The 21,702-nt window shown below is 67.5% G+C and carries 19 protein-coding genes; 12 read left to right on the top strand and 7 right to left on the bottom strand.

Annotated elements, in window-relative coordinates; translation table 11 throughout:
• Nucleotides 1–24: 24 nt before the first annotated feature.
• Together ABIC90_RS15185 and ABIC90_RS15180 are read right to left on the bottom strand one after the other, a co-directional pair.
• On the bottom strand, nucleotides 25–915 hold the full coding sequence (locus tag ABIC90_RS15185; RefSeq protein ID WP_354355229.1) for an SMP-30/gluconolactonase/LRE family protein: 891 nt from the start codon (nucleotides 913–915) through the stop codon (nucleotides 25–27).
• Nucleotides 905–1,738: an NAD-dependent epimerase/dehydratase family protein gene (locus tag ABIC90_RS15180; RefSeq protein ID WP_354355227.1), complete on the bottom strand. Its 834-nt coding sequence runs from the start codon at nucleotides 1,736–1,738 to the stop codon at nucleotides 905–907. Before ABIC90_RS15180 ends, ABIC90_RS15185 begins: the two co-directional genes overlap by 11 nt.
• Before the next feature lie 170 nt (nucleotides 1,739–1,908).
• Here ABIC90_RS15180 and ABIC90_RS15175 point away from each other — a divergent pair, with 170 nt between their 5' ends.
• The 6 genes from ABIC90_RS15175 (at nucleotide 1,909) to ABIC90_RS15150 (ending at nucleotide 8,975) form a co-directional block, all read left to right on the top strand.
• Nucleotides 1,909–2,775 (top strand): FadR/GntR family transcriptional regulator, encoded by an 867-nt coding sequence (locus ABIC90_RS15175; protein WP_354355311.1) that lies wholly within the window; start codon nucleotides 1,909–1,911, stop codon nucleotides 2,773–2,775.
• Nucleotides 2,776–2,904: 129 nt separating this feature from the next.
• Nucleotides 2,905–3,894: a Bug family tripartite tricarboxylate transporter substrate binding protein gene (locus tag ABIC90_RS15170; RefSeq protein WP_354355225.1), complete on the top strand. Its 990-nt coding sequence runs from the start codon at nucleotides 2,905–2,907 to the stop codon at nucleotides 3,892–3,894.
• 56 nt (nucleotides 3,895–3,950) lie between these two features.
• A complete protein-coding gene (gene kdgD, locus ABIC90_RS15165; RefSeq protein WP_354355223.1) occupies nucleotides 3,951–4,862 on the top strand; it encodes a 5-dehydro-4-deoxyglucarate dehydratase in 912 nt (303 codons plus the stop codon).
• Between the two features lie 71 nt (nucleotides 4,863–4,933).
• Nucleotides 4,934–5,944, top strand: a complete 1,011-nt coding sequence (locus ABIC90_RS15160) for a Bug family tripartite tricarboxylate transporter substrate binding protein (RefSeq protein WP_354355221.1) — start codon at nucleotides 4,934–4,936, stop codon at nucleotides 5,942–5,944.
• A gap of 16 nt (nucleotides 5,945–5,960) precedes the next feature.
• A complete protein-coding gene (gudD, locus tag ABIC90_RS15155) occupies nucleotides 5,961–7,331 on the top strand; it encodes a glucarate dehydratase (protein ID WP_354355219.1) in 1,371 nt (456 codons plus the stop codon).
• A 207-nt stretch (nucleotides 7,332–7,538) separates the two neighbouring features.
• Nucleotides 7,539–8,975, top strand: coding sequence for an aldehyde dehydrogenase family protein (locus ABIC90_RS15150; protein WP_354355217.1), 1,437 nt, complete (start codon nucleotides 7,539–7,541; stop codon nucleotides 8,973–8,975).
• Between the two features lie 7 nt (nucleotides 8,976–8,982).
• Here the strand turns inward: ABIC90_RS15150 and ABIC90_RS15145 are convergent, their stop codons facing one another.
• Nucleotides 8,983–10,248 carry an MFS transporter gene (locus tag ABIC90_RS15145; RefSeq protein ID WP_354355215.1) on the bottom strand — a complete coding sequence of 422 codons (1,266 nt, stop codon included), beginning with the start codon at nucleotides 10,246–10,248 and terminating at the stop codon, nucleotides 8,983–8,985.
• 73 nt (nucleotides 10,249–10,321) lie between these two features.
• Here ABIC90_RS15145 and ABIC90_RS15140 point away from each other — a divergent pair, with 73 nt between their 5' ends.
• Nucleotides 10,322–11,293, top strand: a complete 972-nt coding sequence (locus ABIC90_RS15140; RefSeq protein WP_354355213.1) for a LysR family transcriptional regulator — start codon at nucleotides 10,322–10,324, stop codon at nucleotides 11,291–11,293.
• Here ABIC90_RS15140 and ABIC90_RS15135 read toward each other — a convergent pair.
• Nucleotides 11,214–12,767 (bottom strand): ABC transporter permease/substrate-binding protein, encoded by a 1,554-nt coding sequence (locus tag ABIC90_RS15135; RefSeq protein ID WP_354355211.1) that lies wholly within the window; start codon nucleotides 12,765–12,767, stop codon nucleotides 11,214–11,216. The two genes, ABIC90_RS15140 and ABIC90_RS15135, sit on opposite strands and share 80 nt — an antisense overlap.
• A gap of 111 nt (nucleotides 12,768–12,878) precedes the next feature.
• Here ABIC90_RS15135 and ABIC90_RS15130 point away from each other — a divergent pair, with 111 nt between their 5' ends.
• The gene (locus tag ABIC90_RS15130; protein WP_354355209.1) at nucleotides 12,879–13,991 is read left to right on the top strand and encodes an ROK family protein; all 1,113 of its coding nucleotides are present in this window, start codon (nucleotides 12,879–12,881) and stop codon (nucleotides 13,989–13,991) included.
• Between the two features lie 13 nt (nucleotides 13,992–14,004).
• On the opposite strand, the gene ABIC90_RS15125 is transcribed toward ABIC90_RS15130, so the two are convergent.
• Genes ABIC90_RS15125 through ABIC90_RS15115 form a run of 3 tightly spaced genes read right to left on the bottom strand, consistent with a single transcriptional unit; the run spans nucleotide 14,005 to nucleotide 17,237 of the window.
• The gene (locus ABIC90_RS15125; protein WP_354355207.1) at nucleotides 14,005–15,384 is read right to left on the bottom strand and encodes a phospholipase D-like domain-containing protein; all 1,380 of its coding nucleotides are present in this window, start codon (nucleotides 15,382–15,384) and stop codon (nucleotides 14,005–14,007) included.
• Between the two features lie 35 nt (nucleotides 15,385–15,419).
• Nucleotides 15,420–16,088 (bottom strand): glutathione S-transferase family protein, encoded by a 669-nt coding sequence (locus tag ABIC90_RS15120; protein ID WP_354355205.1) that lies wholly within the window; start codon nucleotides 16,086–16,088, stop codon nucleotides 15,420–15,422.
• Nucleotides 16,089–16,115: 27 nt separating this feature from the next.
• Nucleotides 16,116–17,237, bottom strand: a complete 1,122-nt coding sequence (locus tag ABIC90_RS15115) for a 5-methyltetrahydropteroyltriglutamate--homocysteine S-methyltransferase (RefSeq protein WP_354355203.1) — start codon at nucleotides 17,235–17,237, stop codon at nucleotides 16,116–16,118.
• Nucleotides 17,238–17,384: 147 nt separating this feature from the next.
• Between ABIC90_RS15115 and ABIC90_RS15110 the strand changes: the two genes are divergently transcribed.
• The 4 genes from ABIC90_RS15110 (at nucleotide 17,385) to ABIC90_RS15095 (ending at nucleotide 21,698) form a co-directional block, all read left to right on the top strand.
• Nucleotides 17,385–18,491, top strand: a complete 1,107-nt coding sequence (locus ABIC90_RS15110) for an aromatic ring-hydroxylating dioxygenase subunit alpha (RefSeq protein WP_354355201.1) — start codon at nucleotides 17,385–17,387, stop codon at nucleotides 18,489–18,491.
• On the top strand, nucleotides 18,488–19,261 hold the full coding sequence (locus tag ABIC90_RS15105; RefSeq protein WP_354355199.1) for a GntR family transcriptional regulator: 774 nt from the start codon (nucleotides 18,488–18,490) through the stop codon (nucleotides 19,259–19,261). Before ABIC90_RS15110 ends, ABIC90_RS15105 begins: the two co-directional genes overlap by 4 nt.
• A 33-nt stretch (nucleotides 19,262–19,294) precedes the next feature.
• On the top strand, nucleotides 19,295–20,281 hold the full coding sequence (locus ABIC90_RS15100) for a PDR/VanB family oxidoreductase (RefSeq protein ID WP_354355197.1): 987 nt from the start codon (nucleotides 19,295–19,297) through the stop codon (nucleotides 20,279–20,281).
• Between the two features lie 229 nt (nucleotides 20,282–20,510).
• Entirely contained in the window at nucleotides 20,511–21,698 is a 1,188-nt protein-coding gene (locus ABIC90_RS15095) for an ABC transporter substrate-binding protein (protein ID WP_354355195.1), read from the top strand.
• Nucleotides 21,699–21,702 lie beyond the last annotated feature (4 nt).

Raw genomic sequence — 21,702 nt, 5'->3', positions numbered from 1 at the left:
TGAAAACGGGAAAAAAGAAGGGTTTCAGCTGCCGAAGGCTGTTTCGGGCACGCCCGCCACGCCGGGACGCAGCGCGAACACGCCGCCGGCCAGCGGCTGGTCGGACAGGTCGATGCCGCCGGGGCGGATGGAGGTGACGAAGAGCGTGTCCAGCGACGGGCCGCCGAAGGCGCACATCGCGGGCTTTTTCACCGGCACTTCGAGCGAGCGGTCCAGCCGGCCGTCGGGTGTGAAGCGGTGCACCAGGCCCGCGTCGTTGCCGCAGATCCAGTAGCAGCCGTCCACGTCCATGGCCGCGCCGTCGGGGCGGCCGGGCAAGGGCTTCATGTCGACGAAGAGACGGCGATTGCTGGGCGTGCCGGAGTCGGTGTCGTAGTCGAAGGCCCAGATGGCCTGCACGCTCGGATGCGAATCCGAGAGGTACATCGTGCGGCCGTCGGGGCTGAAGGCCAGGCCGTTGGGCACGATGAGGTCTTCGAGCTGCAGGCTCGCGCTGTTGCTGCCGTTGGTGTAGCTGTAGAGGCGGCCCACCGGGGCGGCCGCGGCCATGTCGAGCAGCATCGTGCCGGCCCAGAAGCGGCCCTGGCGGTCGCAGCGGCCGTCGTTGAAGCGCATGGTGGGTGCGGCGTGCGCCACGGGTGCCAGCGATGTCGCAACCAGCGTCCCGTCGGCCCGCGGCTGCAGCGAGAAGATGCCGCTTTCCATGCCGGCGATCCACGCGCCGGCAAGGTCCGCACGCGGTGCGATGCAGGCGATCATTTCATCGGCCTGCCAATGGGCAGTGCCTTCGCTCGCATGCCAGCTGTTCAGCGTGCGCGCGGGAATGTCGACCCAGTAGAGCGCCTGCTCCGCGGCGTGCCACACCGGGCTTTCGCCGGTGCCGTTGCGCGCATCGAGCACCAGTTCAGCTTGCATCGCCGAACGGTCCTTGCGCGGTGAAGGCGCCGCCCTGGTAGATGGCGTTGGGGTCGGTGGGCGCGACCGGCGGCTGCGCCTCGACCTTGTCGCGGAAAACCTCCGAGCCGTCCTGCGGCACGAAGCCCAGATGCGCCGCGGCGCTGTTGTCCCACCACACGTCGCGGTTGTTCGACATGCCGTAGACGATCGTGTGCTTCACGTCGGGCGTGAAGAGCGACTTCTCGATCAACGTCGTCAGGTCGCGGTAGCTGAGCCATGTGCTCATCATCCGGCGGTTGAGCGGCTCGGGAAACGAGGAGCCGATGCGGATGCTCACCGTCTCGATGCCCCAGCGGTCGAAGTAGAACTGCGCCATGTCTTCGCCGAAGGACTTCGACAGGCCGTAGTAGCCGTCGGGCCGGCGCGCGGCGTGGGCGTCGATATGTTCGGTCTGCTTGTAGAAGCCGATGACGTGGTTGGAGCTTGCGAACACCACGCGCTTGACGCCGTGGCGGCGCGCGGCTTCATACACATTGAAGATGCCCTTGATGTTGGCTTCGAGGATTTCCTCGAACGGCCGCTCGACCGACACGCCCCCGAGGTGCACGATGGCGTCGCAGCCTTCCAGCAGTGCATGCACCGCCGCCTTGTCCGACAGGTCGCAGGGCACGACTTCCTCGCTCGCATCGGCGGCGGGGGCGAGCGAGGCGATGTCGGACAGTCGCAGCACCCGGGCATAAGGCTTGAGGCTTTCGCGCAGCACCTTGCCCAGGCCGCCGGCCGCGCCGGTCAGCAGGAGGCGTTCGAGCTTGTTGTGGGAGGCAGGTTGGGGCGTCGACATGGGGTCCAGGCTGAGATGAAGGGGTCTTTGAACGAAGCGCCGCCGCCGAAAGCCGCCGGTACGATGCCGGGCAGGCAGATCGTCGAATGCTTCACGAAACGGCCATCGAAGCGGTCTTGGTGATAGGTTATCTGTTGTCGTACAACTAGATGGAGATTATTATCTTGGGCATGGTTCAGACGACTGCGGGTAATCCCTTGATTTCAGATGCGGCGACGCAAGCCGGTCCGGCGGATGGCCATGCGGCCTTCGTGGGACGCCCGCGCCCGCGTTCCCGCGGCCTGGCGCACGGGCTGGTGGAAGACCTGGGCGAGAAGATCCGCAGCCAGTCGCTGCGCCCGGGGGACAAGCTGCCCACCGAGTCGGCCATCATGCAGGCCTACGGCGTGAGCCGCACGGTGGTGCGCGAGGCGCTGTCCAAGCTGCAGGCCGGCGGACTGGTCGAAACGCTGCACGGCGTCGGCACCTTCGTGCTGCAGCCGCGACCGGGCGGGGTGTTTCGCCTCGATCCGGGCGAGATCGCCGCCTCGGTCGATGTGCTGGCGGTGCTGGAGCTGCGCATCAGCCTGGAGACCGAATCCGCCGGACTGGCCGCGAGCCGGCGCACCGACGAGCAACTGATGGCCATGCGCCAGGCGCTCGACGATTTCGAGCACAACGTGGCGGTCGCGGGCGACACCGTGGCGCACGATTTCCGCTTTCATCTGCAGATCGCGCAGTCGACCGGCAACCCGTATTTCGCCGACATCATGCGGCACCTGGGCACCACGATCATTCCGCGCACGCGCATCAGCGCGATCCGCATCCAGGACGGCGGCGCGTACCTCAGCCGCGTCAACCGCGAGCATGAAGAGATCTACGCGGCCATCGCGCGGCGCGATCCCGAATCGGCGCGTGCCGCCATGCGCATTCACCTGACCAACAGCCGCGAGCGCCTGCGAATGGCGCAGGAGGCTGCGCAGCAGCAAAAGGCGAAGGCCGAGGCGGCGGCGGGCAGTGCGGGTGTCGGCGGTGCCGACGGCGCCGCTTCGTCCTGAGCCTTCCTTCGCGCTGAATTTTTCAGATCTCAATCTGGACAAGTTGTTTTTGTAGTTGTACGATGACTGATCTCTCGCTTGGGCATCCGGGCGAAGCTTCGGACAAGTCCAATCCACGGAGACATCAGCATGACCATCAACCGACGCGGCGCACTGGGCGCCGCCCTCGCCACCACACTCGCCGCCAGCCTGCCGGCCAGCGCTTTTGCGCAGAGCGGCGGTGGTAACTGGCCGTCCAGGCCGATCCGGCTCATCGTGCCGTACCCGCCGGGCGGCTCGTCGGACATCATTGCGCGCTCCATCAGCCAGCCGCTGTCCGACGCACTGGGCCAGCCCGTGGTCATCGAGAACCGCGCGGGCGCCAACGGCAACCTGGGCGCCGACATGCTGGCCAAGGCCCCGGCCGACGGCCACACCCTCATGCTGTGCGACCTGGGCGCGTTGGCCATCAGCCCGTCGCTGTATCCCAAGCTCCCGTTCGATCCCACCAAGGACCTGCGCAGCGTGGCCATGCTGGCCTATTCGCCGCACTTGCTGGTGGTGCACCCGTCGGTGCAGGCCAATACGCTGAAGGAACTGGTCGAGCTGTCGAAGAAGAGCGACTTCAACTTTGCTGTGACGGCCAGCGGCAGCACCGCGCATCTGGCGGGCGTGGAGCTTCAGCGCAAGAGCGGCGCCAAGTGGGAATACGTGCCCTACAAGGGCGGCGTGCAGGCCGTGCTCGACACCGTCGCCGGCCAGACGCAGGTGCTGATGAACGGCATGCTCGCCACCTACCCGCATGTGCAGAGCGGCAAGCTCAAACTGATCGCGGTGTCCAAGCCCACGCGCATGCCTCTGATCGGCAACGTGCCGACCATCTCGGAGCAGGGCGTTCCCGGGTACGAGTCGGGCACGTGGCAAGGCGTGGTCACTGCGCGCGGCACGCCCGACGCAGTGGTCGCGCGGCTCAACAGGGAACTGGTGCGCATCATCCGCACGCCCGACATCCGCGCTCGCCTCGCAGGTCAGGGCGCCGAGGTCGTGACCATGACTTCGCCCGAGCAAGACCAGTTCTTCGCCAAGGAGCGTGCGCGCTGGGCCCAGGTGATCCAGCAAGCCAATCTCAAGCTCGACTGACCGGCCACCAACTCTTTCTCTTTTTCCTCATCCCCATCTTCACTGGACTTTTTCCCATGAACCCGCAAGAACTCAAGACCATCATGGGCTCCGGCCTGCTCTCGTTCCCGTTGACCGACTTCGACAGCAACGGCGACTTCAACAAGAAGGGCTACGTCGAGCGGCTCGAATGGCTGGCTCCGTACGGCGCGAGCGCGCTGTTCGCCGCGGGCGGCACGGGCGAATTTTTCTCGCTGACCGGCGACGAGTACCCCGGCATCATCCAGACGGCAGTGGACACCTGCCGCGGCGTGGTGCCGATCATTGCCGGCGCCGGCGGCCCGACGCGCTTTGCCATCCAGTGCGCGCAAGCCGCGGAAAAGGCCGGTGCCCACGGCATCCTGCTGCTGCCGCACTACCTCACCGAAGCCGGCCAGGAAGGCCTGGCCGCGCACGTCGAAGCCGTGTGCAAGAGCGTGAAGTTCGGCGTGATCGTCTACAACCGCGCCTCCAGCCGCCTGAAGCCCGACACGCTCGCTGGCCTGGCCGACCGCAATCCGAACCTCGTCGGCTTCAAGGACGGCGTGGGCGACATCGAGGCGATGGTCGCGATCTACCAGAAGATGGGCGACCGCTTCGCCTACCTGGGCGGCCTGCCGACCGCCGAGGTCTATGCCGCGGCCTACAAGGCCATGGGCACGCCGGTGTATTCGTCGGCTGTCTTCAACTTCATCCCGAAGACGGCGATGGATTTCTATCACGCAGTCGCCAACGACGACTTCGCCACGCAGCACCGCCTTCTGAAGAACTTCTTCATGCCCTACCTGGACCTGCGCAACCGCACGCCGGGCTATGCCGTGAGCATCGTGAAGGCCGGCGCCAAGATCGTCGGCCACGACGCCGGCCCGGTGCGCGCACCGCTGACCGACCTGAAGCCCTCGGAGATGGAAGAGCTGAAGGCGCTGATCGCCACGCTCGGCCCGCAGTAAGCAGGAAGCTCCGCGCGAAGCCCGGCCTTGCGGCCGGCAAGCGCCGAAAGAGAACAGAAGGAGACAGAGTCATGCCCGATCAAAAACCGCGGACGAAGTCCAGGCGAGCGCTTCTCGCGACGAGCCTCGCGCTCGCCGCCGCTTCCACGCTGCCTTTGCATGCCTGGGCGCAAGCCGATGCATGGCCGCAGCAGAAGCCGGTGACCATCATCGTGCCGTTCCCCGCCGGTGGCTCCACCGACATGGTGGCGCGTGCGCTGGCGCTGCAGTTGCAGACCAAGCTCGGCGGCAGCTTCGTCGTCGACAACCGCCCCGGTGCCACCGGCACCATCGGCACCGGCTTCGTCAAGCGCGCGGCGCCCGACGGCTACACGCTGCTGGTGTCTTCGCTGGGCGCCTTCGTCGTCACGCCGCACCTGCAGAAAAGCGTGCCCTACGACGCCACCAAGGACTTCGACTACATCAGCGTGCCGGTGCAGGCGCCCAACGTGCTGGTCGCCAATGTCGCGCGGCCCGAGCAGACGGTGGCCGACGTGCTCGCGCTGTTGCGCAAGACGCCGGGCAAGGTCTCGTTCGCGAGTTCGGGCAACGGCTCGTCCGATCACCTCTCGGCCGAACTCTTCTGGCAGCAGAGCAAGACCGAAGGCGTGCACGTGCCCTACAAGGGCGGCGCGCCGGCGGTGAACGATCTGCTGGGCAACCAGGTCGACTTCTCGTTCCAGAACGTGAACGCCGTGCTGCCGCACATCCGCGCGGGCAAGCTGCGCGCGATCGCCGTGACCGGCGACAAGCGCTCGCCCGTGCTGCCCGACGTGCCCACGCTGGCCGAAGCCGGTGTGAAGGGTGCGGAGGTCTATTCGTGGCAGGGCATGGCCGCACCGAAGGGCTTGCCGCCTGCCTTGAAGAAGAAGCTGAGCGACGCGGTGATCGCTGCGATGCAGGACCCCGAGACGAAGAAGCGCATGCTCGACCAGGGCCTGGAGATCGTCGCCAGCACCCCTGAAGATTTCACCGCCTTCCAGTTGCGCGAGTGGACGCGCTGGAAGACATTGATCGAAACCCGTCATATCACTGCAGACTGAGGCACCGAGCCCGAAGATGACAAGTCCTGAATCCATTTCCAGCGCCGCGCCCAAGGCCGTGTCGGGCGCGCCCGTCGTCACCGGCATGCGCGTGGTTCCCGTGGCGGGCCACGACAGCATGCTGATGAACCTGAGCGGCGCGCATGGCCCGTTCTTCACGCGCAACCTGCTGATCCTGACCGACAGTGCCGGCCACACCGGCGTGGGCGAAGTGCCCGGCGGCGAGAAGATCCGCCAGACGCTCGAAGATGCGCGCGGCCTCATCGTGGGCCAGCCCATCGGCAACCACAACGCCGTGCTCAACAGCCTGCGCACTGCCTTCGCCGGGCGCGACAGCGGCGGCCGCGGCCAGCAGACCTTCGACCTGCGCGTGACCATCCATGCGGTCACCGCCGTCGAAGCCGCGCTGCTCGACCTGCTGGGCCAGTTCCTCGAAGTGCCCGTGGCCGCATTGCTCGGCGAAGGCCAGCAGCGCGATGCGGTGCAGATGCTCGGCTACCTCTTCTACGTGGGCGACCGCAAGAAGACAGACCTGGCCTACGAGACCGACCCTGGCGCCGACAACGACTGGTTTCGCCTGCGCCACGAAGAAGCGATGACGCCCGAATCCATCGTGCGCCTGGCCGAAGCCACGCATGCACGCTACGGCTTCACCGACTTCAAGCTCAAGGGCGGCGTGCTGCGCGGCGAGGAAGAAGTCGAAGCCATTCGCGCGCTGCACGAGCGCTTTCCGAAGGCGCGCGTCACGCTCGACCCCAACGGCGGCTGGCTGCTGCAGGACGCGATCCGCCTGTGCCGTGACCTGCACGGTGTGATGGCCTATGCCGAAGACCCGTGCGGCGCCGAAGGCGTGTTCTCGGGCCGCGAGGTGATGGCCGAGTTCCGCCGCGCCACCGGCCTGCCCACCGCCACCAACATGGTCGCCACCGACTGGCGCGAGATGGTGCACAGCCTCTCGCTGCAGTCGGTCGACATTCCGCTGGCCGACCCGCACTTCTGGACGATGCAAGGCTCGGTGCGCGTGGCGCAGCTGTGCCAGGCCTGGGGCCTCACCTGGGGCTCGCATTCGAACAACCACTTCGACGTGTCGCTCGCGATGTTCACGCACGTGGCGGCTGCCGCACCCGGCAAGGTCACGGCCATCGACACGCACTGGATCTGGCAGGACGGCCAGCGCCTCACGAAGGCGCCGCTGCAGATCGAAGGCGGTTTCGTGAAGGTGCCAACGCGCGGCGGCCTGGGCGTGGAGCTCGACATGGACGAGGTCGAGAAGGCACACCAGCTGTACCTGAAGCACGGTCTGGGCGCTCGCAACGATGCGCAGGCGATGCAATACCTGATCCCGGGATGGACTTTCGACAACAAGCGGCCGTGTATGGTCCGTTGAGCACCTTCACGCCGTTCGAATCGCGCAAGGCTTCGACAAGCTCAGCCCGAACGGATGTGAGGTAATTCAGGTGCCCGTCCCGGCCGTTCGCCCTGAGCTTGTCGAAGGGGTGCTCGCAACGCAGCGAGGCTTCGACAAGCTCGGCCCGAACGGCAGCTGGAGTGATTCGGCTCTTTCTCCCAATTCATCAGCACATAGGAACACAACATGCAAAATTTCGACAACCTGATCGCAGGCGAATGGCGTGCCGGCGCAAGCTACAGCCCCAACGTCAACCCCAGCAACCTGGCCGACGTGCTGGGCCAGTACACCCAGGGCGACGCGACGCATGTCGATGCCGCCGTGGCCGCCGCCACCGCCGCCTTCCCCGCATGGGCCACCGGCAGCATCCAGGCGCGCTCCGATGCACTCGACAAGATCGGCACCGAGATCCTCGCGCGCAAGGAAGAGCTGGGCACGTTGCTCGCGCGCGAAGAAGGCAAGACCAAGGCCGAAGGCATGGGCGAGGCCGCGCGCGCGGGCCAGATCTTCAAGTTCTTCGCGGGTGAATGCCTGCGCCTGTCGGGCGAGGTGCTGCCTTCGGTGCGGCCCAACATCGGCGTGGAGATCACGCGCGAGCCGGTCGGCGTCGTCGGCCTCATCACGCCGTGGAACTTTCCCATCGCCATTCCCGCATGGAAGATCGCGCCGGCACTCGCCTTCGGCAACTGCGTGGTCCTGAAGCCCGCCGACCTCGTGCCGGGCAGCGCCTGGGCGCTGAGCGAGATCATCAGCCGCTCGGGCATTCCGGCCGGCGTGTTCAACCTGGTGATGGGCCGCGGCAGCGTGATCGGCGAAGCGCTGGTCAACCACCCCGGCATCCATGCGATCAGCTTCACCGGCTCGGTGGGCGTGGGCCGCAACATCGCGATCCAGTGCGTCACCAACCACAAGAAGGTGCAGCTGGAGATGGGCGGCAAGAACCCGCAGGTGATCCTGGACGACGCCGACCTCGCGCAGGCCGTGGAGCTCAGCGTGCAGAGCGCGTTCTACTCGACCGGCCAGCGCTGCACCGCGTCGAGCCGGCTCATCGTGACCGAAGGCATCTATCCGAAGTTCATCGAGGCGATGAAGGCGCGCATGGCCAAGATCAAGGTCGGCGATGCGCTCGCGCAGGGCACTGACGTGGGCCCCGTCTCGTCCAAGTCGCAGCTCAACCAGGACATGGAATACATCGCCATCGGCAAGGGCGAAGGCGCCACGCTGGCGGCCGGCGGCGAGCTGCTGAAGCTGGAGACCGACGGCTACTACATGTCGCCCGCGCTCTTCAGCGAGTCGGCCGCGACGATGCGCATCAACAAGGAAGAAATCTTCGGGCCGGTGGCGAGCGTGATCCGCGTGAAGAACTACGAAGAAGCGCTGGCCACGGCCAACGACACCGAGTTCGGCCTGTCGGCCGGCATTGCCACCACGTCGCTCAAGTACGCCACGCACTTCAAGCGCCACAGCCAGGCCGGCATGGTGATGGTCAACCTGCCGACGGCGGGTGTCGACTATCACGTGCCGTTCGGCGGCCGCAAGGGTTCGAGCTACGGCCCGCGCGAGCAGGGCAAGTACGCGCAGGAGTTCTTCACGACGGTGAAGACGGCCTACACGCTGGCCTGATCGCCCGTCAGTGCCCGGCGCGCACCGCGCGCGCCGCTTCGTTGCGCCGCATCGCGCGCCGCAGGCCGAGCGCGATCAGCACGCCGACGCCGCCCGCCCCCGCGACGATGGCCGCGGCGGCGTTCCAGCCCAGCGCATCGACGGCGGCGCCCACCGTCACCGGGCCGATCATCTGGCCGAAGTTGCTGCCCAACATCAACAGGCCCACCGCAATCGGAACCAGGCGCGGCGCGGGCGCTACCACCGCGGAGGTGCCGATCAGCGTCGCGGGCAGCAGGCCGCCCACGGCCGAGAACACCAGGCACAGCACAAAGGTCGAGGTGCCTCCCAAAACGTGCAGGAAGATGCCGGGCGCCGCGAGGCCCATTGCCGCGCTGGCCACGGCCACCAGCAACCAGCGCGAAACGCCGCGCGTGAGCAGCATGCCGGCCGCGAGATTGCCCACGATGTTCGCGGCGCAAGCCAAGGCGCTGAGCATGCCCGCCGTGCCCACGCTCACGCCCATGCGCTCGATCAACAGCACGGGCAAAAAGCTGAAAAGCGCAAAGAACTGCAGGCTGTAGACCACGAAGGACACAGCGATCAGCGACGGTGCGCCCGCCCTGGCGGTGGCCGCGGCATCGCGGCCGATGTCGCGCAGCGAGGGTGCCGGCAATGCGCTGCCCGACCGGTCTTCGCGAGCGACCGCCAGCAGCACCAGCGCCAGCACGACCACCGCCAGGGCCGCATTGCCGAACCAGAAGCCGCGCCAGCCGTCGAGCATTGCGCCGATGAAGAGCGCAATCGCCATGCCGGCCGGCATGAAGCAGCTCCAGAGCGCGAAAGCAAGGTCCTTGCCGGCGGGCGCGGCAATGCGCTGCAGCACGGCCGGGCCGGCGATGGTGATCAGCACGAAGCCCAGGCCCTCGATCGCGCGGCCGAGCAGCAGCACCGCGATGCCTTGCGCCAGCGCGCCGACGCTGCTGCCGGCGGCAATGGCCGCGAGGCCGACAAGCACCAGGCGCCTGTCGCCGGCACGGGCGACCCATGCGCCCACCGGAATGGCGCCCATCACGCCGAGCAGCGAGAACATCGCCATCAGCCAGCCGACCATCGACAGGCCGAGGCCGAACTCCTCTCGCAGTTGGGGCACCGCGATCGCGACCTTGCCCACCTGAAGCGATGCGACCACGCCGGCCAGCACCACCATGCCGACGCCGAACCAGGGCGTTGCGGAGGGCAGGGGAAGGGCGGGTGTTGGCGGAACGCCGGTCGTGGGGAGTGGCTGCTGCATGCGCTGACTGTGCAGCGATACGCATATCGATGAAAGCAAATAATATCGTCCAACTCAATCGATGGAGCAGATCATGATCGACCTTCTCACCCTGAGCCAGATGCAGATGTTCGCGGTGGTGGCCGAGGCGCGCAGCTTTCGCGCGGGCGCGGCCCGGTTGCACCGCGTGCAGTCGGCCGTGAGCCACGCCATCGCCAACCTGGAGGCGCAACTGCAGGTGCGCCTTTTCGACCGTTCCGGCCACAAGCCGGTGCTCACGCCCGCGGGCCAGACGCTGCTGGGCGACGTGCGGGTGATCCTGGCGAAGGTTCAGGCATTGCGCACGCGCGCGCACGGGCTGGAGCAGGGCATCGAGCTGGAGCTGTCGATCGCCGTCGACACGCTCGTGCCGCCTGCCTGGGTGGCCGAGGCGGTGCGCGGCCTGAACGCGGTGTATCCGAGCATCGCGATCCGCGTCGAATACAGCTCGATGGGCGGCACCATCGACGCGCTGTATGCCGGCCGCTGCGACGTGGCCGTGGCCTCCTTCGGCTATGCCGACGAAAAGATCAGCCGCGAGCACCTGGTGTCGCTGCGCATGGTGACCGTGGCCGCGCCTTCGCATGCGCTGGCAGCCCTTGCGCGCCGGCGCAGCGCTGCCAAGGCGCTCGATGCGGCCGCCGCCGAGCATGTGCAGATCGTTGTGCAAGACCCGAGCGCGCTCAGCGAAGGGCTGGATTTCGACGTGCTCTCGCTCACCACCTGGCGGGTCAACGACATGCACATCAAGCTCGCGCTGCTGCGTGCCGGCCTCGGGTGGGGAAAGATGCCTTCATGGCTGGTCGCCGACGACCTCGCGGCCGGCACGCTGGTGCGTTTGCCGGTGGGCCGCATCGGCCCCGGCGGAGAGACGGCGCACGAAGCCTATTTCTGCCACAGCGCCGACAGGCCGCTGGGCGCGGGCGCCACGCTGCTGCGCGACTGCCTCATGGCGCACGCGAAGACGGCGGCGCACGACGGCGGCGGCGCAACGCCCACTCGATCAGCTCGAAGATCCCCTCGCTGATCAGCGCCATTGCCGCGGCCGGCAGCGCACCGGCCAAAAGCAGCTCGCGGTCGTTCAGTGCCAGCCCCGTCACGATGCGCTCGCCGAATCCGCCGGCGCCGATGAAGGCGGCGATGGTCGCGGTACCGATGGCGATGGCAGTGGCCGTGCGCACGCCCGCCAGCAGCGTGGGCAGCGCCAGCGGCAGCAACACGAGCCGAAGGCTCTGCGGCGGCGTCATGCCCAGCGCGGTGCCGGCCATGCGCAGGCCTTGCGGCACTTCGGCCAGGCCCGTCACCGTGTTGCGCATGATCGGCAGCAACGAGTAGAGCGTGAGCGCGATCAGCGCGGGCAGCGCGCCGATGGCGCCGAGCGCGGAGATGAGCACTGCCAGCAGCGCCAGCGATGGCACGGTCTGCATCAGGCTCGCAATGCCGAGCACCACGGCGCGCAGCCGCACATGCGCGAACACCCCGATGGCAATGGGCACGCCGATGAGGATGGCGATGCCCACCGAGAGCGCCACCAGCAGGAAATGCTGGCGCGCGAGCTGCCACAAATCGGGGCCGAAGAGCTTGGCGATGAAGCCGCGCCGGGGTTCGTTCGGCTGCGCCTTGCCGTCCTTGGCATTGCCGGCGCCGGCGAGAAAGTCCCGCGCGATCGCATCGAAGGGCACGCTCTGCAACTCGGCGCGCGCGTTCATCGCGATCATGGCGTGCTCGTCGATCCGGCCTTCCAGGGTTTGCAGCGCGGCCCAGGCCTTGGGCAGGCGCGTGGGCAGGTCGAGCTTGTAGAGCACCACGGCGTCGTAGCGCGGAAAGTACTTCTTGTCGTCTTCGAGCACGCGCAGGCCGAGGTGATCGATCTTCGCGTCGGTGGTGTAGATGTCGATCGCATCGATCTGCCTGGCGCCCAGCGCGTCGTAGGCCAGGCCGTGGTCCAGGCCGGTCGGCGTCTGCGTGAAGCCGTAGCGGGCGGCCAGGCCCTTCCAGCCGTCGGCGCGGCCGAGGAATTCGTTCGACAGGCCCAGCTTCAATTCGGGATGCCTGGCCAGGTCGCTCAGTGTGCGAAGGCCGAGGCGGTCGGCATCGGCCGCGCGCACCGCGAGCGCATAGCCGTCGTTGAAGCCCAGCGGTATGGCCACGCCCAGCCCCAGCGGCGCGAGTGCCGCATTCATTTGCTCACGCGTTTCCGCCGGCGAGCCCTTGAGGATTTCGAGCGCGATGGTGCCGGTGTACTCGGCATAGAGATCGATGGCGCCCGAGCGCAGCGCTTCGTAGACGATGGCCGTGTTGCCCAGGCCCTGCCGCACGACGGGCGGCGATGCGGTGTGCGGCGCGGCGGTCTGCGCGAGCAACTCGGCAAGGATGTACGACTCGGTGAAGCGCTTGGAGCCCACGCGCAATGTCTCGTCCGCGGCCTGCGCGGGCGCGGCGGCCAGCCAGGCCATCGACAACAACAAGGCGGCGCGCCAGAGGCTTCCGAGCAGATGCATCCGGGGCAGTTTATAGACATCGCCCCGCGCCGCGTACCCGTCCGTCTCCTACACGCCGTGGTGCGCGGAGCCGATGCAGCGCAGGCGGCGCGGGGCTCATAGTTCGAAGCCATGAAGTCCAAGAGCCCAAAGCCCAAGTCCGTTGCCCCCAAGTCCGTTGAGGCCAACAAGGATGCCAAGGAAGACCGGTCCGCCGCCGAGGTCCACGGCCTGCGCGAACTGCCCGGCCTGCAGGTCGACGGCTACAGCCTGCAGCTGCGCGACAAGGACGGCTTCGTCGGCGACCAGGCCAGCCAGACCGCCTTCAGGGAGTTGCTGGAGCGCTGGCGCAAGCGCCGCCGCAAGACCGGCCGCGACCCCTTGGGCCTGGCGCATTCGCGCAACCTCAGCAAGAAGGACCTCGACAAGGCGCTGCAGGCCAGCAAGGCATCGGAGGCGGCCGACCTGATGCACGGCGCCATCGAAGAGTTTGCGGAAGAGTTGGCCTACGTCATCCAGCGCTTCACGCGCCAGCCTTCATGGCAACAGGTGCAGCGCATCGTGATCGGCGGCGGCTTTCCCGAGAGCGACGTCGGCGAGCGTGCCGTGCTGCAGGCATCCGCCATCCTTCAGGAGATGGGCGAGAAGGTGCAGCTGGCCAGGCTCTCGCACAACGTGGACGACGGCGGCTTGATCGGCTGGGTACACCTCACGCCTCCGGCCATGCTCAAGGGGCACGACGCCATCCTTGCGGTGGACATAGGCGGCACCAACATCCGCTGCGGCATCGTCAAGACCCGCCATCGCAAGGCGCCCGACTTCTCGCAAGCGAAGGTGGTGCGCCGGCTGAAGTGGCGCCATGCGGACGACGGCCCCAACCGCGGCAGCATCGTGGAGCACATCGTGCTCATGCTGCAGGACATGGTGGTTTGCTGCGAGCGCAAGAAGATCCGGCTCGCGCCCTTCATCGGCATCGGCTGCCCGGGGCTGATCCGCAAGGACGGCTCCATCGCGCGCGGCGCGCAGAACCTGCCGGGCGACTGGGAAGGCCACGCCTTCCATCTGCCCAGCGAGGTGTGGCGCCGCATGCCGATGATCGGCTCGGGCCCGACCATGGTGCTGATGCACAACGATGCGGTGGTGCAAGGCTTGAGCGAGCTGCCGTTCATGCGCGATGTGAACCACTGGGGCGTGCTCACCATCGGCACGGGGCTGGGCAACGCGAGCTTCACGAACCGGCGTTAGGTGTGAACAGGCCCTAAAGCTGGAAGGCGACGGTGAGCAGCAATCCCTCCGCCACGTCGCGCATGAGTCCTGGCCGCCGCGCGCGATACGGCTCGCCGGCGGAAGCCGTGGTGTCTATCCATTCGGCCAGCCAGTCGATTTCTTCCGCGCCGTAGAACACCACGGCCGCCTCGTGGTTCAGCAGCAGGCTGCGCAGGTCAAGGTTGATCGAGCCGCACATCGCCAGTTCGTGGTCGACCACCACCGCCTTGGCGTGCGCCATGAAGGGCAGCATGCGAAAGCTCACGCCCGCGCGCGCCAGGTCGCGCATGGCGCGGGCGCGCACGAAGTCGGCCAGGCGGTGGTTCGACTGCGCGGGCATCGCGATGGTCACCTGCACACCGCGCCGCGCCGCGAGCCGCAGCGCATCCCGCAGGCCGTCGCCGGGCACGAAGTAGGGCGTGATTGCGAGCACGCGGTGCTCGGCGCGAAAGCAGGCGTCGATAAGGAGGGCGTGCGCGGTGTCCTCGGTCTGGTCGGGGCCGCTCGGCAGAAACTGCGCCATTGCGGTGCCGGGGCCTTGCGGAACGTCGTCACAAGTGATGGCGCGCGCCTTGCGCGAGCGCACCGAACTCCAGTCGTGGTCGAACTGCCGTGCGGCCGCTGCGGCCACGCTGCCGCGCAGGTCGAACGAAAGATCGCGCCACGCTTCGGGATGCGCCTGGTTGCCGGTGAAGTATTCGCCCGCCAGGTTGCGCCCGCCCGACCAGAGCCAGCCGTCGTCGGCAATGGTGAACTTGCGGTGGTTGCGCAGGTTGCGCGGCCCGATGCGGCGCAGGCTGAAGAACGGGCGAAACACCGCGACCTCGCCGCCCGCCGCGCGCAGCAGGTCGAAGTGATGGCGCGGCAGCGACAGCGCACCGAAGCCGTCGAGCAGCACGCGCACCTTGATGCCTTCGCGCGCGCGTTGCGCCAGCCGCGCGAGCACCGAATGGCCGAGCGCGTCGTCGCCGATGATGAAAGTGCACACGTCGATGCGTTCGCGCGCGCCGTCGATCACCTCCCACAGCGCCTCGCGCGCGGCCTCGCCGTCGGCATGCAGGCGGATCGCGCAGCGCCCCGGCGCCGCGAGGCCGAAGCTCTCGATCAGGTCGGCGGCCCAGTGCCCCGGCGGCACCGAGCGCGGCGGCCGGGGCGAGCCGGCCGGGCGCAGCTTGCGCTGGCCGAACACCAGGTACATCGGCAGGATCAGGTAGGGCAGGAGCACCAGTCCCATCACCCAGGCGATGGCGGTGGTGGGGGCGCGCTGCTCGCGGCGCGCGCGCGTGGTCAGTACGTAGACAAGCAGCGCAAAAGTGACGACGAGAAAATGCTGCGAGAAAGAAGGCAGCCAGTCGAACGCGGTATTCGGCATGGGCGCCATGATGCATCAGCGCGCCCGCTGCGCCCTCAGCGCTGCAGGAAAGCCGGCACGCCGCGCCCTTGCGAGGCCAGGAAATCCATCATCGGAGCGACCACCGCGCGCACCGCGGGCCGCTCGCCGACACGGCCGCGCCAGGCCACCAGGCGCGGCGTGGCATCGGTCATGCCGGCGCCCTTGCGATCGGCGAAGACGTGGGCCATGTAGAAGGCGATGTCCGCAAAGGAGTAGGGGCCGGCGAGGTAGTCGCGCGTGGCCAGCAGGCCTTCCATCTCGTAGTAGAAGCGCGCGCAGGCGGCACAGGCCGCAACCGCCGGGGCGCTCTGCATGTCGTGCTGCAGGCCGAAGAGCTTGACGACGTTCGGAAAGAAGATCTCGTCGGCTTTCTGCTCCAGCTGCCGCGCCCGTGCCCGGTCGGCAATGCCCTCGGGCCACAGGGGCGGGGTGGGATGGCGGTCTTCGAGGTACTCGAAGATCTGCGTCGAGTCGAAGAGTTCGACATCGCCGTCCATCAGCACCGGCACCTGCTGCTTGACCGGGTTGATGCGCAGCACGTCCGGGTGCCTGGGCTCGTAGGCGTCGTCCTTGGTGAACGGCACCATCGTGAGCTCGAAGTCGATGCCTTTTTCGAGCGCGGCGATCTGCACCTTCGCGCCGAACATGCTGAGGGGGCCTGAGAGGATTTTTGTCGTCGTCATGCCCCCGACTTCACCAGAAACGTCGCCTCAGGTCGAGCCCCACACCTCCTGCGCCGTCTCGACCACCAGGCGCAGCTTGTTGCGCTGCGCTTCCACCGCGATGTTGTTGCCGTGCACCGTGCTGGAGAAGCCGCACTGCGGCGAGAGCGCGAGCTGCTCGAGCGGCGCGTACTTGGCGGCGTCCTCGATGCGGCGCTTGAGCTCGTCCTTGTCTTCCATCTCGCCGAACTTGGTGGTCACCAGGCCCAGGACCACCGTCTTGCCCTTGGGCAGGTAGCGCAGCGGCTTGAAGTCGCCCGAGCGGGCGTCGTCGTATTCCATGAAGTAGGCGTCCAGGTCCATCTCCTTCAGGAGCGCTTCGGCCACCGGCTCGTAGTTGCCGGCCGCCGCGTGCGTGCTCTTGAAATTGCCGCGGCACAGGTGCATGGCCAGCAGCATGCCCGGCGGCTTCTGCGCGACCACCTTGTTGATGAAGGCCGCATAGCGGTGGGGCAGCTCGTTCGGGTCGTCGCCGCGCTTGCGGGCGGCTTCGCGCATGTGCTCGTCGCAGAGGTAGGCCAGGTTGGTGTCGTCCATCTGCACGTAGGTGCAGCCGGCGGCAGCCAATGAGCGCAGCTCGTCGCCGTAGGCCTTGGCCACGTCGTCGTAGAACACCGGGTCGAGCTCGGGATACGCGTCCTTGCTGATGCCGGCGCGGCCGCCGCGAAAGTGCAGCATCGTGGGCGAAGGGATCGTCACCTTGGGCGTGCGGCCCGCGGAAACCTGGCTCTTCAGGTACTGGAAGTCGGCAAGCTGGATGTCCTTGATGTGGCGCACCTTGTCGATCACGCGCATCGCGGGCGGTGCCAGTTCTTCGGTGCCATCGGGCTTGCGGATGGTGACCGGAATGTCGGTCTTCACGCCGCCGAGCTGGTCCAGAAAGTCGATGTGGAAGTACGTGCGGCGGAATTCGCCGTCGGTGATGCTTTTCAGGCCGATGTCTTCCTGGAAGCGGACGATCTCGGTGATGGCCTTGTCTTCGACCGTGCGCAATTGCTCGGGCGTGATCTCGCCCTTGGCCTTCTGCTCTCGCGCTTCGAGCAGGTACTTGGGGCGCAGGAAACTGCCCACGTGGTCGTAGCGGGCGGGCAGGGCGGCGTGCTGGGACATGGGATGAACTCCATCGTGGCTGATAACGAACGGAGCATCCTAGCGCCTTCGATATTTGCTTGGATGTATACGAGTGGCTCAGTGTTTACCCTCAAATGAGGCGGTATAGGCTGGATATTTCTAGATTCATGTATACATTGGGTATTCATGAAAACGCCCACGACCGCCTTTCCACTGAACGCCTGGTATGCCGCCGCCTATGACGTCGAAGTGCGTCACGCGCTGCTGCCGCGCACCATCTGCAACCAGAAGCTGGTGATGTTCCGCCGCACCGACGGGCAGGTCGCCGCACTCGAAGACGCCTGCTGGCACCGGCTGATGCCGCTGTCGCTGGGCCGCCTCGAAGGCGACGAGCTGGTCTGCGGCTACCACGGCCTGGTCTACAACAGCCAGGGCCGCTGCACTCACATGCCGAGCCAGGAAACGCTCAACCCCTCCGCGTGCGTGCGCAACTTTCCGGTGGTCGAGAAGCACCGCTTCATCTGGATCTGGCCCGGCGACCCGGCCAAGGCCGACCCCGCGCTCGTGCCCGACATGCACTGGAACGACGACCCCGCCTGGGCCGGCGACGGCAAGATGATCCGCGTCCACTGCGACTACCGCCTCGTGGTCGACAACCTCATGGACCTCACGCACGAGACCTTCGTGCACGGCTCCTCCATCGGCAACCGCGAGGTGGCCGAAGCGCCTTTTGTCGCCACGCACGGCGACCGCTCGGCCACCGTCACGCGCTGGATGGAGAACATCGACCCGCCGCCGTTCTGGGGCGGCCAGATCCGCCATGCACGCGGCTACACGGGCAAGGTCGATCGCTGGCAGATCATTCGTTTTGAAGGGCCGTGCACGGTGAACATCGACGTTGGTGTGGCCGAAGCGGGCAGCGGCGCGGTGCCGAAGGGCGACAACCCCGGCGATCGCAGCAAGGGCGTCAACGGCTATGTGCTCAACACCATCACGCCCGAGACCGACAAGACCTGCCTCTACTTCTGGGCCTTTGCGCGCAACTACTGCATCGGCGAGCAGCGCCTCACGCACGAGCTGCGCGAGGGCGTGGCCGGCATCTTCCGCGAGGACGAACTGGTGCTCGAAGCCCAGCAGAAGGCGATGGACGACCACCCCGACCACCAGTTCTACAACCTCAACATCGATGCCGGCTCGATGTGGGCGCGCCGGCTGATCGATCGCATGGTCGAGAAGGAAAAGCCCGCGCGTGCAGCGATTCCGATCCGCCCGGCCCAGGAGCAGGCTGCATGAAGGTCGCTGCCGTCACGCCCGCCGAGCCCGGCGACACGGGCAGCTCGCAAGCCGTGAAGGCGCAACTGCGGCTGCGCGAAATGATCCTCGCGGGCGAGTTGCCAGGCGGCGCTCGCATTGCCGAGGTCGCCATCTCCGAGCAACTCGGCGTCTCGCGCACGCCAGTGCGCAGCGCGCTGATGCGGCTGGAGCAGGAAGGCCTGCTCGAAGCGCTGCCCAACGGCGGCTACGCGGTGCGCACCTTTTCCGAACGCGACGTGGCCGATGCCATCGAATTGCGCGGCACGCTCGAAGGCCTGGTCGCACGTCTCGCGGCCGAGCGCGGCGCTGCGCCCGTGGTGCTGCGCGAGGCACGCGCCTGCCTGCAGCGCATCGACGAACTGCTGCGCGAACCCGCGCTCGACGACGCGGCGTTCTCCCGCTACGTCACCCACAACGAGAAATTCCATGCGCTGCTGTGCGAGATGGCCGGCAGCCCGGTCATCGCGCAGCAGCTGGAACGCGTGGTCAACCTGCCGTTCGCCTCGCCCTCGGGCTTCGTCATCGTGCAGGCCAATTCGCCGGCCGCGCGCGACATGCTCGTGATTGCGCAGGACCAGCACCTGCAGGTGCTCGACGCCATCGAGTCCGGCGAGGGCTCGCGCGCCGAGGCGCTGATGCGCGAGCACAGCCGCATCGCGCGCCGCAACCTGCGCGAGGCGCTGCATGGCACGCCCACCGCCGAGCAGCGCCCGCTGCCCGGCGTGCAATTGATCCGCCGCCGCGGCTGAGCGGCCATCCCCATTTCCAGTTGGTGCTTCCCGATGAAAAGCGATCTTCAATGGATGCAGGCGCAGGTCGCTGCGCTGCGCGACGTCACCCCCACGGTGCGCGAATTCGAACTCCGGCCCGAGTCGGGCTTTGCCGCATCGTATGAACCCGGCGCCCACCTGCAGGTGCAGGTGATGACGGCGCAGGGCAGGCTGCAGACGCGCTCCTATTCGCTGGTCGGCGAGGGCGACGGCCAGTGCTGGCGCATCGCGGTCAAGCGGCTGGACGACGGCCGCGGCGGCTCGCTCGCGATGTGGCAACTGGCGCCCGGCGACAGGCTGCAGGTGAGCGCGCCGCAGAATCACTTTGCGCTCGACCTCTCCGCGCCCGGCTACCTGCTGGTGGCGGGCGGCATCGGCATCACGCCATTGGTGCTGATGGCTCAACGCCTCGGTGCGCATGCCAAGCGAAGCGGCGTGCCCGTGAAGATGCTCTACGGCGCGCGCCATGCCGGCGAGTTCGGCTACCTCCCGCACCTGCAGCAAGCGCTGGGCGAGGGCCTTGTCGCGCACGAGGGCTCGGCCCCCATCGACTTCGCCGCCGCCATCGCCGAGCTGCCGCCGGGCGGCCAGCTCTACACCTGCGGCCCGGTGCCGATGCTCGAAGCCGTCAAGCGTGCCTGGGAAGCGGCCGGCCGTGCCCCGGCCGACCTGCGCTTCGAGACCTTCGGCAGCAGCGGCCGCCTCGCCACGCAGGCCTTCACGGTGCGCATCCCCCGGCACGACCTGGCGATCACCGTGCCGGCCGATTGCACGCTGCTCGAAGCCCTCGATGCCGCCGGCGTGCAAACGCTCTGGGACTGCAAGCGCGGCGAATGCGGCCTCTGCGCGATGGATGTGCTCGCGGTCGATGGCGAGATCGATCATCGCGACGTGTTTCTCAGCGCCGACGAGAAAGCCGCCACCACCCGCATCTGCGCCTGCGTGTCACGCGCCGTGGGTACGCTCACGCTGGACTCCGCCTACCGCGCCGACAGTTGATGCCCCTGGCCGTTCGGGCTGAGCCTGTCGAAGCCTCGCGCAAGGCTTCGACAAGCTCAGCCCGAACGGTGGCGGCGAAGAGTGCTGCGCGATGATCGCGCAGTTCATTTATTGATCGCGCAACAAAGGCCTGCAGGGGAGGCCGCTAGGTGATTGCCTGCTCCGCCGAATGTTGCAAAGTGTTCACAATTGGCCCCGGTTTCGCATTCCGTCCCTCAAGGAAAACCTCATGCAAAGACGCCATCTCATCCAGACCGCAGGCCTCTCGGCGATTGCGCTCTCCACCGCGCTCGCACTGCCGCTGGCCAGCGCCCAGAACAGCAACACCTTCAAGATCGGCCTGATCCTGCCGATGACGGGTCAGCAGGCCTCCACCGGCCGGCAGATCGAGGCCGCCGCACGCCTCTACATGGCCCAGAACGGCGACACCGTGGCCGGCAAGAAGATCGAGCTGATCGTCAAGGACGACGTGGCCACGCCCGACGTCACCAAGCGCCTCGCGCAAGAGCTCATCGTCAACGACAAGGTGAACGTGATCGCGGGCTTCGGCGTCACGCCGGCCGCCCTGGCCGCCGCGCCGCTGGCCACGCAATCGAAGACGCCACAGGTCGTGATGGCCGCGGCCACCTCCAGCATTACCGAGGCTTCGCCCTACATCGTGCGCACCAGCTTCACGTTGCCGCAGGTGTCGGTGGTCATGGGCGACTGGGCGCCCAAGAACGGCGTGAAGACGGTGGTGACGCTGGTGGCCGACTACGGCCCCGGCAACGACGCCGAGAAGTTCTTCAGCGAGCGCTTCCAGCTCAACGGCGGCAAGGTAATCGAAAAGCTGCGCGTGCCTTTGCGCAACCCCGACTTCGCGCCGTTCCTGCAGAAGGTGCGCGATGCCAAGCCCGATGGTCTGTTCGTCTTCGTGCCCTCGGGCGCGGGCGCGGCGGTGATGAAGCAGTTTCTGGAACGCGGCATGGACAAGGCCGGCATCAAGCTGATCGCCACCGGCGACGTGACCGACGACGATCAACTCAACGACATGGGCGACGGCGCCCTGGGCGTGGTCACCTCGCACCACTATTCGGCGGCACACCCCTCGGCGCTGAACAAGAAGTTTGTCGAGGCTTTCCAGAAGGCCAACCCCAAGATGCGCCCCAACTTCATGGCCGTGGGCGGCTATGACGGGATGCGCGTGATCTACGAAGCGCTCAAGTCCACCAAGGGCCAGGGCGGCGGCGAAGCGCTGCTGGCAGCCATGAAGGGCCAGGTCTTCGAGAGCCCGCGCGGCCAGGTGCTGATCGATGCGCAGACGCGCGACATCGTGCAGGACGTGTACCTGCGCAAGGTCGAGAAGAAGGACGGGCAGCTCTACAACGTCGAGTTCGATGTGATCAAGGGCGTGAAGGATCCGGGCAAGGCGAAGTAAGGCC

Source organism: Variovorax boronicumulans (assembly GCF_040544675.1).
Lineage (GTDB): Bacteria > Pseudomonadota > Gammaproteobacteria > Burkholderiales > Burkholderiaceae_C > Variovorax > Variovorax boronicumulans_D.
The sequence above is the reverse complement of the archived record's forward strand: the minus strand, read 5'-3'. Positions and strand labels throughout refer to the sequence as shown.

Coding starts and splice junctions, on each gene's coding strand:
- ABIC90_RS15105 (WP_354355199.1), top strand. CDS start 18,488: ATGAAGGTCGCTGCCGTCACGCCCGCCGAGCCCGGCGACACGGGCAGC.
- ABIC90_RS15150 (WP_354355217.1), top strand. CDS start 7,539: ATGCAAAATTTCGACAACCTGATCGCAGGCGAATGGCGTGCCGGCGCA.
- ABIC90_RS15135 (WP_354355211.1), bottom strand. CDS start 12,767: ATGCATCTGCTCGGAAGCCTCTGGCGCGCCGCCTTGTTGTTGTCGATG.
- ABIC90_RS15125 (WP_354355207.1), bottom strand. CDS start 15,384: ATGCCGAATACCGCGTTCGACTGGCTGCCTTCTTTCTCGCAGCATTTT.
- ABIC90_RS15115 (WP_354355203.1), bottom strand. CDS start 17,237: ATGTCCCAGCACGCCGCCCTGCCCGCCCGCTACGACCACGTGGGCAGT.
- ABIC90_RS15140 (WP_354355213.1), top strand. CDS start 10,322: ATGATCGACCTTCTCACCCTGAGCCAGATGCAGATGTTCGCGGTGGTG.
- ABIC90_RS15175 (WP_354355311.1), top strand. CDS start 1,909: ATGGTTCAGACGACTGCGGGTAATCCCTTGATTTCAGATGCGGCGACG.
- kdgD (WP_354355223.1), top strand. CDS start 3,951: ATGAACCCGCAAGAACTCAAGACCATCATGGGCTCCGGCCTGCTCTCG.
- ABIC90_RS15170 (WP_354355225.1), top strand. CDS start 2,905: ATGACCATCAACCGACGCGGCGCACTGGGCGCCGCCCTCGCCACCACA.
- ABIC90_RS15100 (WP_354355197.1), top strand. CDS start 19,295: ATGAAAAGCGATCTTCAATGGATGCAGGCGCAGGTCGCTGCGCTGCGC.
- ABIC90_RS15145 (WP_354355215.1), bottom strand. CDS start 10,248: ATGCAGCAGCCACTCCCCACGACCGGCGTTCCGCCAACACCCGCCCTT.
- ABIC90_RS15110 (WP_354355201.1), top strand. CDS start 17,385: ATGAAAACGCCCACGACCGCCTTTCCACTGAACGCCTGGTATGCCGCC.
- gudD (WP_354355219.1), top strand. CDS start 5,961: ATGACAAGTCCTGAATCCATTTCCAGCGCCGCGCCCAAGGCCGTGTCG.
- ABIC90_RS15180 (WP_354355227.1), bottom strand. CDS start 1,738: ATGTCGACGCCCCAACCTGCCTCCCACAACAAGCTCGAACGCCTCCTG.
- ABIC90_RS15130 (WP_354355209.1), top strand. CDS start 12,879: ATGAAGTCCAAGAGCCCAAAGCCCAAGTCCGTTGCCCCCAAGTCCGTT.
- ABIC90_RS15160 (WP_354355221.1), top strand. CDS start 4,934: ATGCCCGATCAAAAACCGCGGACGAAGTCCAGGCGAGCGCTTCTCGCG.
- ABIC90_RS15120 (WP_354355205.1), bottom strand. CDS start 16,088: ATGACGACGACAAAAATCCTCTCAGGCCCCCTCAGCATGTTCGGCGCG.
- ABIC90_RS15095 (WP_354355195.1), top strand. CDS start 20,511: ATGCAAAGACGCCATCTCATCCAGACCGCAGGCCTCTCGGCGATTGCG.
- ABIC90_RS15185 (WP_354355229.1), bottom strand. CDS start 915: ATGCAAGCTGAACTGGTGCTCGATGCGCGCAACGGCACCGGCGAAAGC.